The 14927-nt window shown below is 43.7% G+C and carries 8 protein-coding genes and 1 pseudogene; 4 read left to right on the forward strand and 5 right to left on the reverse strand.

The features are described from left to right. Window positions 1-176: 176 nt before the first annotated feature. The 3 genes and pseudogenes from ABM313_RS02195 to acnB form a co-directional block, all read left to right on the forward strand. Window positions 177-373 (forward strand): annotated as a pseudogene (locus ABM313_RS02195) (hypothetical protein); the annotation flags it as partial. Window positions 374-507: 134 nt separating this feature from the next. After that, window positions 508-3639: a PAS domain S-box protein gene (locus ABM313_RS02200; RefSeq protein ID WP_434686069.1), complete on the forward strand. Its 3132-nt coding sequence runs from the start codon at window positions 508-510 to the stop codon at window positions 3637-3639. Between the two features lie 226 nt (window positions 3640-3865). Then, window positions 3866-6466 (forward strand): bifunctional aconitate hydratase 2/2-methylisocitrate dehydratase, encoded by a 2601-nt coding sequence (gene acnB, locus ABM313_RS02205; RefSeq protein WP_434686070.1) that lies wholly within the window; start codon window positions 3866-3868, stop codon window positions 6464-6466. Window positions 6467-6713: 247 nt separating this feature from the next. On the opposite strand, the gene proB is transcribed toward acnB, so the two are convergent. Continuing rightward, entirely contained in the window at window positions 6714-7847 is a 1134-nt protein-coding gene (proB, locus tag ABM313_RS02210) for a glutamate 5-kinase (protein ID WP_434686071.1), read from the reverse strand. Between the two features lie 159 nt (window positions 7848-8006). After that, a complete protein-coding gene (cpdA, locus tag ABM313_RS02215) occupies window positions 8007-8819 on the reverse strand; it encodes a 3',5'-cyclic-AMP phosphodiesterase (RefSeq protein WP_434686072.1) in 813 nt (270 codons plus the stop codon). 471 nt (window positions 8820-9290) lie between these two features. Here cpdA and ABM313_RS02220 point away from each other — a divergent pair, with 471 nt between their 5' ends. Further along, on the forward strand, window positions 9291-10538 hold the full coding sequence (locus tag ABM313_RS02220; protein WP_434686073.1) for an HD domain-containing protein: 1248 nt from the start codon (window positions 9291-9293) through the stop codon (window positions 10536-10538). 366 nt (window positions 10539-10904) lie between these two features. Here ABM313_RS02220 and ABM313_RS02225 read toward each other — a convergent pair whose 3' ends face one another. From ABM313_RS02225 to ABM313_RS02235, 3 genes are all read right to left on the reverse strand, one after another. Continuing rightward, window positions 10905-12509, reverse strand: coding sequence for an adenylate/guanylate cyclase domain-containing protein (locus tag ABM313_RS02225; RefSeq protein ID WP_434686075.1), 1605 nt, complete (start codon window positions 12507-12509; stop codon window positions 10905-10907). A gap of 310 nt (window positions 12510-12819) precedes the next feature. Next, on the reverse strand, window positions 12820-14082 hold the full coding sequence (locus ABM313_RS02230; protein ID WP_434686076.1) for a DUF4255 domain-containing protein: 1263 nt from the start codon (window positions 14080-14082) through the stop codon (window positions 12820-12822). Then, entirely contained in the window at window positions 14075-14773 is a 699-nt protein-coding gene (locus tag ABM313_RS02235; RefSeq protein ID WP_434686077.1) for a response regulator transcription factor, read from the reverse strand. Before ABM313_RS02235 ends, ABM313_RS02230 begins: the two co-directional genes overlap by 8 nt. Window positions 14774-14927: the final 154 nt, after the last annotated feature.

Genomic DNA, 14927 nt, shown 5'->3' on the forward strand with positions numbered 1-14927 from the left:
GCGCCGCTTCTTTTTTGTTCACGCAAAGGATTACGGCGATCACATCACAGCAAACATATTTTACGCGCCAAAGTTTACTAGGATCGATAATAAGTTAAGTTTTCGTAAAGAATTAAAAATAACAACGTTTGTTATCAGCCTACCGTGTTCATGTTGCCGAATGCGCTTAGCAAGGGATTCCGCCTTTGCCATTGAATGATCAGCAAACCTCGGCGCTCTGTGAGCTATTGCAAAATCCCCCGTAGGTGAAGAGGAATTTTTACTAGCATTACTACGCGATCGCATTCCCCTAGGAGTCGATCAAGCTGCCTATGTAAAGGCGGGATGGCTAACAGTGATCGCCAAGGGTGAACTCACATCTCCTCTAGTATCTTCTAGCTATACTCTTATTCGGCTTGTTTTTTGTTTTCAAATGATTACGCACTCATTTGAAAACCACTGTAGTATTAGAAGTAATAGGTTTAAGATCTGTAAAGATACGCAAATAGTCTGACTCGAAACGATCTTATGGGAAATGTAGAAAAAGATGATCGCCTCAGAGAAGTAGCACAAATTTACAATCCATCGCGTTCTTACTATCAAAAACAAGGCGGTGTAGAGCGTTTGATTGACCTGATCGCCACAAAGATCCGTCAATCCCTTCAGGATGACTTCCAAAAACAACGGGACTGGGATCTGCTGATCATGTCGATTGCCTCCAAAATTCGGCAATCTCTTCAGCTAGGCGAGATTTTGCAAACCACAGTCGATGAAGTACATCAATTGCTGCGATGCGATCGCGTTTTGCTGTACAAATTTGCTCCCGATTGGAGTGGTCAAGTGATAGTCGAGGCAATATCTGCTCCCCAATGGTCATTGCTTGATCGCGTAGTGGTGGATGAGTGCTTTGAGGCATCTTGGCTAGAACCATACCAAGAATCAAAATTTGTGGCGATCTCCGATGTCGAGAATGCAGATCTAACTCCTTGCCATGCCAATTTTTTGGCTGAATTTCAGATTAAAGCCAATTTGGTTGTCCCCGTTTTCCAAGAATCCAGTCTTTGGGGACTACTGATTGCCCATCACTGCACAGCTACCCGTCAATGGCGTACCCAAGAAATTGAAGGATTGCAGCGTATTGCTGTGGAGGTGGGCATTGCGATCCGTCAAGCGATGTTGGTGGAGGAGTTGCAAGCTGCAAAAATGGATCTAGAAGCGCAAGTGATAGTACGGACTCAGCAGATTGAGGCGGCAAATCAACAGCGTTTTCAATTGGCGGCGATCGTCGAATCTTCACGAGATGCCATTATTAGTAAAACCACCGATGGGATCGTTACCAGTTGGAATCGGGCTGCCAAACAGCTATTTGGTTACAATGCCGAAGAAATGATTGGCTCATCGATTAATAAGTTAATTCCGATCGCACTGCAAGAAGAAGCGATAAAAACCTTGCAATCGGTTTGCCAAGGCAAAATTGTCGCTACTTACGAAACCAAAAGGATACATAAGGACGGCAGTTTGCTAGATGTGGCTTTGACGATCTCACCAATTTATAACGAAGCGGGGCAAGTAGTAGGCGCTTCAAAGATAGCCCGTGATATTCGCGATCGTAAACAAGCAGAAATCGCCATACGTGAAAGCGAAGCGAGGTATGCCGCCTTAACCAAAGCTGCTCCAGTAGCAATCTTTCGGTTTGACCTTGAGGGCAAAGTCATCTATATGGATGGGGGCTGGAGCAAGATGACAGGTAAACCCACAAGTTTTGCCCTTGGCTATCGGTGGCTAGAAATGATTCACCCTGATGATGTTGGCTATATCCAAGCCAATGTGCAGCAATGGCTAGAGGCGAAGGATGGCAGTCTATTTCAGAATGAAGCACGGGTTTTGCGTGATGATGACAGCATTGTCTGGCTTTACAGCCAAATGCGCCCTGAGATAAATGATGACGGCGAAATCATTGGCTATGTGGGGACTTTGACGGATATTAGCGATCGCAAACAGATCGAATTAGCACTCCAAATCAGTGAATCGCGCTTACAAAAAAGTGAAGCATCATTACGAGAAGCCCAGAGAATTGCCAATATTGGGAATTGGGAATTTGATGTTCAAAATCAGAAAATCACTTGGTCAAAGGAACTTTTTGGGATGTTTGGACTTGATCCTAATCAGCCAGAACCAGAATATGCAGAGTATCTGCAAATGATCCATGCCGATGATCGTGAAACCTTTCAAAGAGTTGTCGGACAGGCGATCGTCAAAGGTGATCCCTACAAAATCGACTACCGTGCTGTTTTACCCGATGGTTCTATCCATTATCATGAGGGACGCGCCGAGGCAGTCAAAGATTCCCAAGACAATGTGATCAAGCTCATGGGGATATGTCTAGATATTACCGAGCGTAAGGAATTAGAAATTAACTTAGCCCAAGCCAAAGCCAAAGCCGAAGAAGCAACTCAGATCAAAAGTTCCTTCCTTGCAAGTATGAGCCATGAGATCCGCACTCCTATGAATGGTGTATTGGGCATGGTAGATATTCTGGCAAGTACTCCACTAAATGAAGAACAGCAAGACTTTGTAAAAACAATTAAAGATAGTGGCGAAATTCTGTTGTCGCTGATCAATGACATTCTCGACTTCTCCAAAATTGAAGCAGGAATGCTAGATATGGAAGCAAGGGATTTTGTCTTAGAAGAGGCAATCTCAGGGGTTTATCAGTTATTACGAAGTCAAGCTATTGATCAGCAAGTCTCCCTCGAATATGCGATCGCCTCTCACATTCCCAAAACTCTAATTGGCGACTCTACCCGTCTGCGTCAAATCATCCTCAATCTCGTGGGTAATGCTCTGAAGTTTAGTAAACCGAATGGAAAAGTTACCGTTACAGTTAATGGGCGTGATGTTACTGATTCAAGCCATGACTCTCCTCAATATGAGCTACTCTTTGCTGTCTCAGATAAAGGTATTGGCATCGAAGGCGATCGCATTACAAAGTTATTTCAACCCTTCATCCAAGCCGATGCCTCCATTAGCCGTAAATATGGAGGCACAGGGCTAGGCTTGGCGATTAGCAAACGTCTTGTAGAATTAATGGGCGGTACAATTTGGGTAGAGAGCTTTGGACAAGTGGGAGGCAAACCTCCTCTAGATTGGCAATTGCCTTTTCCTTCACAATCTCAAGGTTCAATTTTCTACTTTACAGTTACCTTAGCTCTCAACAATAAAATCGAGCAATCATCAATCGCCTTAGCGAACGAGACTCCAATTGTAACCACCAACCATAAGCCTCCTTTGCGGATTCTACTGGTAGAAGACAGTCCTGTTAATCAGAAAGTTGCTCAGGCAGTATTCAGGAAAATTGGCTACCCATTGGAGGCGATCGCCAATAATGGAATAGAAGCAGTTTCCCTAGTTCAAAAACATGATTACGATCTCATCTTGATGGATATGCAAATGCCAGAAATGGATGGAATTACTGCTACAAAAATAATTCGTCAAGATTTAAATAAAAAAGTTCCGATTGTTGCCTTGACAGCTAACGCTATGCACGAAGATCGCCAAATCTGTCTGGACGCAGGGATGAATGACTTTATGAGTAAGCCTTTTAACACCAAAATGATTACAGACTTTATGAATGATTTCCATAACCCGACTAGGGAATAGCAAAGTACTTAGAGTCCTAGTGAGCCTCATTTTGAATACCAACGAGAAAGTTATATCAAAAATCTGTTCGATAGAATAGAGACATTGTTCAAATCAACTCCTAATCGTCTAATTTTGCATTCAAGATAATTGTAACGCGATCGCTTAATTGCTGTATTTTACGCACCAAAGTTGATTAGGATCGATGATAGATTAAGTATTTGTATAAAATTAAAAATAACACCGTATGTTATCAGCCTACCGTGACCATGTTGCCGAACGTGCAGCCCAAGGAATTCCCCCTTTGCCCCTCAATGCTCAGCAAGCCTCAGCCCTTTGTGAGCTATTGCAAAATCCCCCCGCAGGCGAAGAGGAATTTTTACTAGCGTTACTACGCGATCGCATTCCCCCTGGGGTCGATCAAGCTGCTTATGTAAAGGCGGGTTGGCTAACAGCAATCGCTAAGGGTGAAGTTAAATCGCCTCTAGTATCTCCCAGCGATGCGGTGGAACTGCTCGGCACGATGGTCGGTGGCTATAACGTGCATACCTTGATTGATTTGTTAAGCAATGATGATTTAGGTGATTTAGCAGCAAAAGCGCTTAAAAAGACCCTGCTCGTATTTGATGCCTTTAACCAAGTTTTAGAATTATCGCAAACTAACGCCAGAGCCAAAGCGGTCATCGATTCATGGGCCGCAGCCGAATGGTTTACCAGTCGCCCCGCCTTGCCTGAAACTGTGACTGTAACCGTATTTAAAGTCACAGGCGAAATTAATACCGATGACTTCTCTCCTGCATCCCAAGCATTCTCTCGTCCTGACATTCCCCTCCATGCACTCTGTATGTTGGAGTCGCGCATTCCCGATGGTTTAAAAACCATTGCCGAACTCAAGGAAAAGGGTCATCCCGTCGCCTTTGTCGGTGATGTCGTTGGCACAGGTTCTTCACGCAAATCCGCGATTAACTCGGTGCTGTGGCACATCGGTAACGACATTCCTTTCATTCCCAACAAGCGATCGGGCGGCGTAATTTTAGGAAGCACGATCGCACCGATCTTCTTTAATACTGCCGAAGATGCGGGAGCCTTACCAATTCAGTGTGATGTCACCAAAATGGAAACTGGCGATGTGATTACGATCCACACTCGCGAAGGCAAAATCACGAACGCCGCAGGGGAAACTCTCTCTACTTTCAATCTCACCCCCGACACGATCGCCGATGAAGTTCGTGCAGGTGGTCGTATTCCTCTCTTAATTGGTCGTAGCCTTACCGCTAGAACTCGTCAAGCCTTGGGACTTCCCGCCAGTGATGTATTCATTCTTCCCGCCACTCCCGCCGACACAGGCAAAGGCTACACCCTCGCCCAAAAAATGGTGGGCAAAGCTTGCGGTGTCGCTGGTGTGCGTCCCTACACTTCCTGTGAACCCTTGATGACCACCGTTGGTTCTCAAGATACAACGGGTCCCATGACTCGCGATGAATTGCAGGAACTCGCTTGCTTAGGATTTAGCGCTGACTTGGTAATGCAGAGCTTCTGCCATACTGCCGCCTATCCCAAGCCTACCGACATCAAAACCCATAAGGAACTTCCCGACTTCTTCTCCAATCGTGGCGGCGTAGCCCTCCGTCCCAACGATGGCATTATCCATTCTTGGTTAAATAGAATGCTCTTGCCTGATACCGTTGGCACTGGTGGCGATTCCCATACCCGTTTCCCCTTGGGCATCTCCTTCCCCGCAGGTTCGGGACTCGTTGCCTTTGCTGCTGCCCTTGGGATCATGCCTCTCGATATGCCCGAATCAGTTCTAGTGCGCTTTAAAGGCGAATTGCAACCAGGGGTAACATTGCGCGATATCGTCAATGCGATTCCCTATGTTGCCATTCAGCGCGGCTTGCTCACCGTTGAGAAGAAGAACAAAAAGAATGTCTTCGCAGGTCGAATTATGGAAATCGAAGGTTTGCCCGATCTCAAAGTAGAGCAAGCATTTGAACTCACCGATGCCACAGCCGAGCGTTCCTGCTCTGGTAGCACGATTAAGCTCAGTACTGAAACCGTTGCCGAGTACTTGCGATCGAATGTCGCGCTGATGAAGAACATGATCGCTCGCGGCTACAGCGATGCTAAGACTCTATTACGCCGTATCGCCAAAATGGAAGAATGGCTGGCTAATCCTGTTCTATTGGAAGCCGATCCCGATGCCGAATATGCAGAAATCATCGAGATCGATCTCAATGAGATCAAGGAGCCAATCGTCGCCGCACCTAACGATCCTGACAATGTGAAGTTGCTCTCGGAAGTAGCAGGCGATCGCGTGGATGAAGTCTTTATCGGTTCCTGCATGACCAATATCGGACATTACCGCGCCGCCGCTAAGGTTCTCGAAAAAGAAGCCGCCGTCAAAGCCCGTCTCTGGGTCGCACCACCCACCCGCATGGATGAGTTCCAACTCAAAGAGGAAGGAATCTACAGCACCTTTGGTGTGGCTGGAGCCAGAACCGAAGTCCCCGGCTGCTCTCTCTGCATGGGTAATCAGGCAAGGGTTGCCGATGGCGCGACCGTATTCTCCACTTCCACTCGCAACTTCAATAACCGCATGGGCAAGGATGCTCAAGTCTATCTCGGTTCCGCCGAACTCGCGGCAGTCTGTGCCTTGCTAGGCAAGATTCCGACTGTGGAAGAGTATCAAGCGATCGTCACGAAGAAGATAGATCCTTTTGCAAGTTCTTTGTATCGCTATCTCAATTTCGATCAAATTGCCAATTTTGAAGATCAAGGTCGGGTGATTCCCCTAGACCAAATGCCTCGTATTGAAGACATTTTGGGTATGCCTGTAACTGCAAAGTAGTAATTTAACGTCAGTTCGACGAAAGCAAAAAAAGCTAAGAATCGCTAAGCGATTCCTAGCTTTTTTTGCTATTTGCGACGTGCGAAGCACGCCGCAAATAGCTATATCGAACTGACGTTAACAAGAATGGTGGCAGCTATAGCAATGTAAGTTTTGCTTAGGACATAAAACCAAAAAGATGAGTGGCGGCGCGAAGCGCCGCCATCATCTTTTTGGTTTTGATTTGTCAAACGTGAGTTCTATATGTTTAAAGGCTTACTAAATTGTCGCGATGAATTACAGTCTCTTCACCATCAAAGCCTAGCAGTTTAGGGATATCTTCTGATTGAGAACCAAGAATACGAAGGATATCACTACTGCTGTAGTTAGAAATTCCCCTCGCGATTTCTTTGCCATCACGATCGCATAAACTCACAGACTCATTCGCATCAAACTTGCCTTCTACTTGCATAATTCCCGCAGGTAAAAGCGATCGCCCTTTGCGAATAACAGCCTGTACAGCTCCATCATCTAAGAATAACTTGCCCAAAGGAACCATACCATAGGCAATCCAGCGTTTACGAGCATTCACTGTTTTGGGTTGAGCCGCAAATTGCGTGCCGAAGTTCTCGCCGTGAAGAATCGCTAACATGCGATCGGGAAAAGCACCCCTAGTGATTACTGTGCGAACGCCTGCTGCCGAAGCAATTCTAGCCGCATCGAGTTTTGTGGTCATGCCGCCAGTTCCCCATTGTGTGCCACCACCTTGAGCGCCTAATGCTTGCTTCTCTCCGATCGCTTGTCGAAGTTCTTGAAGTTCTGAATATTCCACAAACTCAATCGGTTTAGCTTCAGGATTTTGACGTGGATCGTCAGAATATAGGCGATCAACATCGGTTAGTAGAAATAACCAATCAGCTTCGACAAGACTAGCTACTAGAGCCGATAGCGTGTCATTATCACCAAATTTCAATTCATCGACAGCAACCGTATCATTCTCATTCACAATTGGCACTACGCCCATTTCCAATAATTCATGGAATGTGGCATGGACATTCATATAATGCTGACGCTGAATCAGATTTCCACGTGTTAATAAAACTTGAGCGACAGGCTGTTGCAAAGAACCAAAAAAGTCATCATAAATCCTGATTAAGCGCCCTTGTCCTACAGCAGCGACGGCTTGCTTTTTGGAGATTTTGCGCGGACGCTGTTTCAGTCCCAGTCTGCCACAGCCAATTCCCACTGCACCCGAAGAAACTAAGACAACACTATGCCCCTCCCGTCGTAGATGCACGATCGCTTCAACTAATTTGGCGATCGTCGCTAGTTGCAAATCTCCTGATTCAGGATGACTGAGGCTAGACGTGCCAATTTTAATAACAATGATCTGCGGTTGCATTTGTAAAGAGTAGGATAAAAAATCTAGCGATTTTTTATCCTACAGTGCTTTGCGCTGAAATAAAACCCAATATTTATGTTGAGAGTGTTGTAAAGCAACACTCTCAACATAAATATTGGGTTTTGTTAATGATGCAGTTGATGTAGTGAGGTTGTAGTTTTAATAGCCGATCGCTGCGAGATCAGGATGGAAACTGCCAACTTTGAGACGATGGACTTCTGTTTCCATTATGCCGTTAGGATATAGACGTAAATGGCGAAATCCGGGGGGCTGACTGTCAATTTGGAACTTTTGATTTTTGGGCTCAAACTGAATACAAGTCGAAGGAGTCACTAAACAACGTACAGAATTATGGGGAGTTTCATAAACTTGATCAAAGTCTTGATGGGCATGTCCATTCAAGACCACTTCTATTTGTGGATGGCGATCGCAAATTTCCCAGAACTGATCTTGATTTTCTAAACAAATACCATCAATCCATTTGGAACCAAGTGGCACCGCAGGATGATGAAAGGCGATTAAAGTCGGGCGATCAGGATGCGCTGCCAGCGTATCTTCTAGCCATAATAATTCCGATGCTGCTAAGTATCCGTGCACTGCGCCGACAACAACTGAGCTAAGTAACAAAATTCTCCACTTACCCACATCTAGCGATCGGCTAAGGTGAACATATTCGCTAGGTAAATGCGCTTGCATCAAGGGCAAATCATCATGATTACCAGCTAAGCAATAGGAATGAATCCCAAACTTATCTAGCGATCGCCTCAAGCGATCATATGATGTAGCACTACCATCTTGAGTCAAATCCCCTGTCAAAAGTAATAAATCAATCTGCGGCAAGGTTCTTTTAATATTAACTAAAACCTCTTGAAAAGAGGCTTCTGTTTGAATGCCAACCAAAGATTGTTCGATATCTTCAAATAGATGAATATCAGTTAATTGTGCAATGGAAACGAAACTACCATAATTCATTGGATTCTTCACACTACCTAGGCTTGTACAGATAAGCTTTACAGCATTTACCGATCAAACGAACCACAGAATACTTCTGAAAGTGTTGCGAAGTAGCATTTTCAAAAAGATCTTGGCTTGTGTTTGATCACAAAGCGATGTAAGTAGCAACTATTTATTTCTATTGTTACTTTTTTAGAATACTTTTTTAGAATACTTGAATGCATCTAATAAAGCAGTAACTGCTCAGCCCATAGAGCAGAAGACCAGATTTTTAATCTGTTTACACTATTGTTTGAAAATTGTTTGAAACATTGTCAAAAAACTAAGGCAAAAAGCAGATATAAAAATCATATGTCTGTCTACTAACTTATGATATCTATAATCAGTGCAATGTGATTTGTATCACAGCATATCTAAGCTTTAAGTAGATGGGCATAATTAATTGCAAGACCAAACTTCTAAGATTGCGCTCCTTACGGGTGCAACCTTATGGGTTTAGGTAATTATTCTGCACAGGTAATTATGTTATTTGGCAAGTCTCGAACCTATAACGATCCGATCCATGGTGCGATTACTCTTGATAGCAACGATCGCACGGAGTCTCTACTAATTCAATTAATTGACACACCTGAATTCCAGCGTTTGAGGCGGATTCGTCAACTTGATATTGCTTATTTTACATTTCATGGGGCTGAGGGTTCGCGATTTACGCATTCTCTAGGTGTAATGGCTTTGACCCGTCGCGCCTTTGATGCGGTCGCCACGAAATATCCTTACCTGACGATCCATCGGACAGTTGTTTTAGTTGCGGCGTTGCTTCATGATCTTGGTCATGGAGCCTATAGCCATGCATCGGAAGAAGTATTTGGGAGTAATCATGAAATATGGACTCTCCGTTTGCTAAAGTTCGGCAAAATTGCTGAGGTTCTCAATAACTTTTCGACAGACTTAATTGCTGACTTAGAAAAAGTATTTACGAAAAAATATGCAGTGCCATTGATCTATCAGCTCATCTCTAGTCAAATCGATTGTGATCGCCTTGATTATCTAGAACGTGATAGTTATTTCACGGGTGCTAAATATGGACAGTTAGATCTGGATCGCATTTTGTTAGCTCTACGGTTTGACCCAATTTCTCAGAACTTAGTAATTGGGCGTAAGGGGATAGTGGCGATCGAGCATTATTTGACTGTGCGCTATTTTATGTATTTGCAGATCTACAACCATCCTAAAAACCTAGCGGCAAGATTTTTGTTAGAAAGGATCTTTCGGAGGGCAAAGATTTTAATTTCTACAGGAGAAATATTTAGCGATCGCACCATGACGGCTTGGCTAACTCAAGATCCACAATCGCTAACCTGTGAGGAGTACTTCGCCTCCGATGACACTGTGTTTGCCTATCATATTCATCGATGGCGCGATAGCAGCGATCGCACACTTGCGGATTTATGCCGCCGTTTTTTAGATCGCGATTTATTCCGAGCCACTGATATTTCGCATTTGGATGACATTCAGCAACAAGAGAGTCTCGAAAGTTGGCGTGAAAAACTAATTTATCAAGGGCTAGAACCTAAGTACTATTGTGGGATTCGGGTCTCACGGACTAAAGGTTATAGCATTTACAAACAAGGCATCAATGTCCAGACTGAGCAAGGTTTACAAGATATTGCGCGGTTGTCGCCACTAGTACAAGCGATCGTGCAACCAATTCAAAGAGCATGGCTAGTGCATCCATAGTCTCAAAACAGAAAAGGTCGTAACCCTTTTCTGTTTTGAAAATCCTTACTGGGTTTTATAGCTACAGTCACTTGTGTTAACGTGAGTTCGATATCGCCATTTGCGGCGTGCGAAGCACGCCGCAAATGGCGAAAAATGGTAAGAATCGCTTAGCGATTCTTACCATTTTTCGCTTTCGTCGAACTGACGTTGTGTTAAGACACAAGCAAAAAAACAGAGGCGAATTGCGGCGCTTCGCGCCGCAATTCGCCTCTGTTTTTTTATGTCCTAATACACTTGTCGACAGCTATATTTGTAATTCCATCGCTTTGCACTCAAAAAGTTGCTTGCAAATTAAAAAATGAGCGGGCTTTGCCCGACCATTTTTTAATTTACTTTCCCAACTAGCCAATAGGTCATCATTTCACCTTTTCCTTTAACAGGAATCAAACCACGTTGCTCAAAATTAAATTGATCGCGTAATCGTAAATATGTACTCTCGGTAACCTGAATAGACTTTGGTGTCCCCAATGACTCCATCCGACTAGCGACGTTAACCGTATCACCCCAAAGATCGTAAATAAATTTCTTCGTTCCAATCACTCCAGCAATGACTGGTCCCGAATTAATACCAATTCGCATCGAAATTTGGATGCCTTCCCGCGACTTAACTTGAGAGATTGCTTTTTGCATATCGAGAGCCATACTGGCGATCGCTGCTGCATGATCAGTTCTTGGCTCAGGCAATCCACTCACCACCATATAAGCATCACCAATGGTTTTGATCTTTTCAAGTTTGTATTGATCGCACAAATTATCAAACATCGAAAAAATACGGTTCAGTAGACCAACCAACTGTACTGGTGACATGTTGCTAGAAAGTTCAGTAAAGCCCACAATGTCAGCAAATAAAACTGATACTTCTTCAAATCCATCTGCCATTGAGGCGCGGCTATGTTTGAGTTTTTTGGCAATCTTCTCAGGCAACATATTCAGCAATAACCGCTCAGAACGTTCTTGTTCGGCTCGCAGTTCTTGAAGTATGCAGATGCGTTCGGTGACATCACGAAAATACCAAACCATCCCATAGAACTTACCATCGGGAGAATGCACCTGTCCTGAATAGCAATCAATCACGCGGCGATCGGCAAGATAAATTTCTCGTTGAGTATACTTTTCAGGAGAATCATAAGCATTTTCAAGGGCTTCAACTAGTCCATCAGGTAGTTGGAGGTGATGTTGCAAGAGGCTCAGCAAGCCCCCGTACTCCACAGATTGAAGAACTGATTCAGGAATTTGCCACAATTCACAAAATCGATTGTTATAGCTAACAATCCGTCCTTGCTCATCCACTGCCAAAACTCCGTCTACCGAGGCTTCACGCTGGGCTTTTAAAAGCGAGTTACTGCGCTTTAAAGCTTCTTCAAATTCTTTGCGCTGGGTAATATTGGAGAATTCACGCGATCGCACCAGTGAAATCGCTAGTTGCTGACAGAGCGATCGTAAAACTTGTAAGTAATCAGTTTGTAATAGTTTTTGACTAACTCGATCTTCTAAATAAATTGCGCCCAATAATTCTCTATCTTCGCATAGGGGAATACATAGCCCTGCTTGAGGAGAATTCGCTAACCAGTAGGGATCATCAGCAAAATGTGGATCAGGATTGTCTTGATCCCAAGTGGTTTCTATGCGATTGTCAAGGGTATAACGCACCATTAAGACTGGCAAGCTAGAAGCATCAGCACTAGCAAGAGTGAGACTTTGTTTGATTTCTAAGTTTGGCGATCGCTTAGAGAGCATGGCAGCGATCGCAAATTTTTGATCATCCGCTAAAATCACAACGCCTGATTGCGCTTCTGATAATTCTAGTAATGCTGAAAGACTCAGACTAACTAGCTTGTCAACATTTAACTCTCGCGAAATATCTTGTGCTGCTTTGAATGCAGCAACAAGGTTAACTGGTGACTGATTTGCCTCATTTGTTGCGCTCATCAATTTTATTTATCCCCGAAACTTGAGGGCAAATAATTGATCTGTGATCGTAATTGGAACAATGACATATATCAATCAGAGCCTGAAAAACTTGCTCAACCCTAACTCACATGATCAATCTGTAGCATCAGACATTTTACTGAACATCTACGACTACCCCCAAAGAGAGAGGTTCGGTTTAAGTTCAAACCAACTCCCAGAGAGGGTTCGCTCCGCGAACCCTCTCTGGGAGCCAAAATAGTAAAAGCATCGCGAAGCGATGCTTTTACTATTTTGTAGCTTATCTCGAACTCACGTTACTTCACGGTACTCATGTAATCGTGATTTTAGGACTATTGTACCAATTGTAAGTTGGACTATCAGGATCATCATCCACCCCTAATTTACTCTCAGCACCATCAATTCGTATCCGCACCAGATATTCACCAGCTTTAATATTCGTAATTGGAATCTCAATGGTGGAAAGAACACTAGGCAAAGGAGGACGATCAAATAGATAGACAGATGGATTATCAGATGTCCATTCATTCAAAGCTAAGACTACTTTCTGTTTCTCACGTACTAGTACATCTAACTGAACTACAACCACTGCCGATCGCAAATTATCTTCGAGTTCTTCTAATTGATTCACCGACATATTCACAATAGTCGGACAGAGCACAAATGGCATCACATTTGAGGCGATCTCATTGGTAATTAGCGGCGAAGTGCTACCAATGCGATGGATCACCTGTAAACTTTGCACCCCAGCTTGGATTTGTGGTAAGTCCATATTCTCTAGGGAAAAAATAATTTCACGATCTTGAACAGAAGTGGGACTAATCACTAAATCCCCAACATGGATTTCTACCGTTTGACTTTGGAGATTTCGTCCACGAATAATCATCACACTACCGATCACAATCGGTTCAAAGCGACTACCTTGAGCCACGACCTGCTCAATGTAAGGTGATGCAGGAAATGGAGCCAGTCCTGCGGGAGAAGCATCGCGAATTGGTAAAGCTCTCTGAAAGTTTTCCCGACCTTCGACGATTACTAGACAAGCACGATAGGCGATCGATAATACATAGGGAACTTGATAAAATACTGACCAAGCCTTAGATAGATCCTCTAGTGAAATATCTACAGGCACAATATGAACCTGTTGAATTTGATCAGCAAGATCGGAATCTACTAGAAATGGAAATGTAGAATCATTGCAAGTAGAACGAATCAATTCAGGAGTGAGAATCCGTTTATCCACAAGGGTACTTACCACACTTCCCAAAACTCTCTGGGGTTGCAATTCCGCATCATTGCCATAGCAACTCATCATGTAAAAAAGATCGATCGCCACTTGACGATTAAGGGGATTTCCCTTGGCTCGATTGGGTGTAGAGTCATAATTAGCTAGTGAAGGATTGCTCGTCACTTGATATAGGAAAATATTTACCCCCACTTCTGGAGCGCCTGTAGAAATTCCCCCAGGAGGTAAAGTAGTGGCTCGCGCACCTTCAATATCCTGTTGAATGACCGCTTGCAAAACCCTTTGTAGAGTTGCTGTCACCGTAGCGATCGCTAAATAATTACTCATCTGCACTCACCAAACCTAATTTCAATGCTCTAATGATCGCCTGTGTCCGACTAGCCACACCCAACTTCTCAAATACACTAGTGAGATGTGCCTTAACAGTGGCGATCGTCACATGCAAGTAGCGAGAAATATCTTCATTAGAGGCTCCCTTGATTAGCCAGTTCAGCACCTCCTGTTCGCGATCAGTAAGATGGATCGTAGAATGCCCCTGTAGCGATCGTCCTGCATAGAAATGAAAAATCCGAAAGAAACTCGTTGCAATATCGGGTGGCAAAAAGATTTCATCATTCATAACTGTTGAAATTGCCTCATAAAGTTGACTGCCAATACGATCTTTCGCCACATACCCTCTAGCTCCCAACTGCATCGATCTAAATACTAATTCATCTTCACGATGAGATGACAAGATTAAAACCTTGCCATGATAATCCAACCTTTTAAGATCCATCAACACTTTTAGACCGCTATCTTCGGGGGATTTTAAATCGAGTTTGACATCTAAAAGAATTAAAGAAGGCTTCTGCTCGATTACTAACTTGATTGCTTGGACGCAAGAGGTTGCTTCCCCGACAATCTTAAACTGGAGATAACAATCATCACTATAAAAACTCAGTAGTGTATGTAAACCGCGACGGAAATTAGAATCATCTTCTACCAGTAAAACCGATACTATTTGAGCCGTTGTTGTCATAGATCATTTGTCATAGATCATTGATGCTTAGCAATTGAAGCTTAGCAATTGTTAACAGTTTTTTGATGAACTCTTTAGTGATTAAGGCTTAAAGCCCAAGAATTTCAATAAATTTTAACTCTATCTAGAAGTATAGACTAAAGTCTAATAACCC

Source organism: Pseudanabaena minima str. Chao 2107, assembly GCF_051131155.1.
In the GTDB taxonomy this organism is placed as follows: domain Bacteria; phylum Cyanobacteriota; class Cyanobacteriia; order Pseudanabaenales; family Pseudanabaenaceae; genus Pseudanabaena; species Pseudanabaena minima.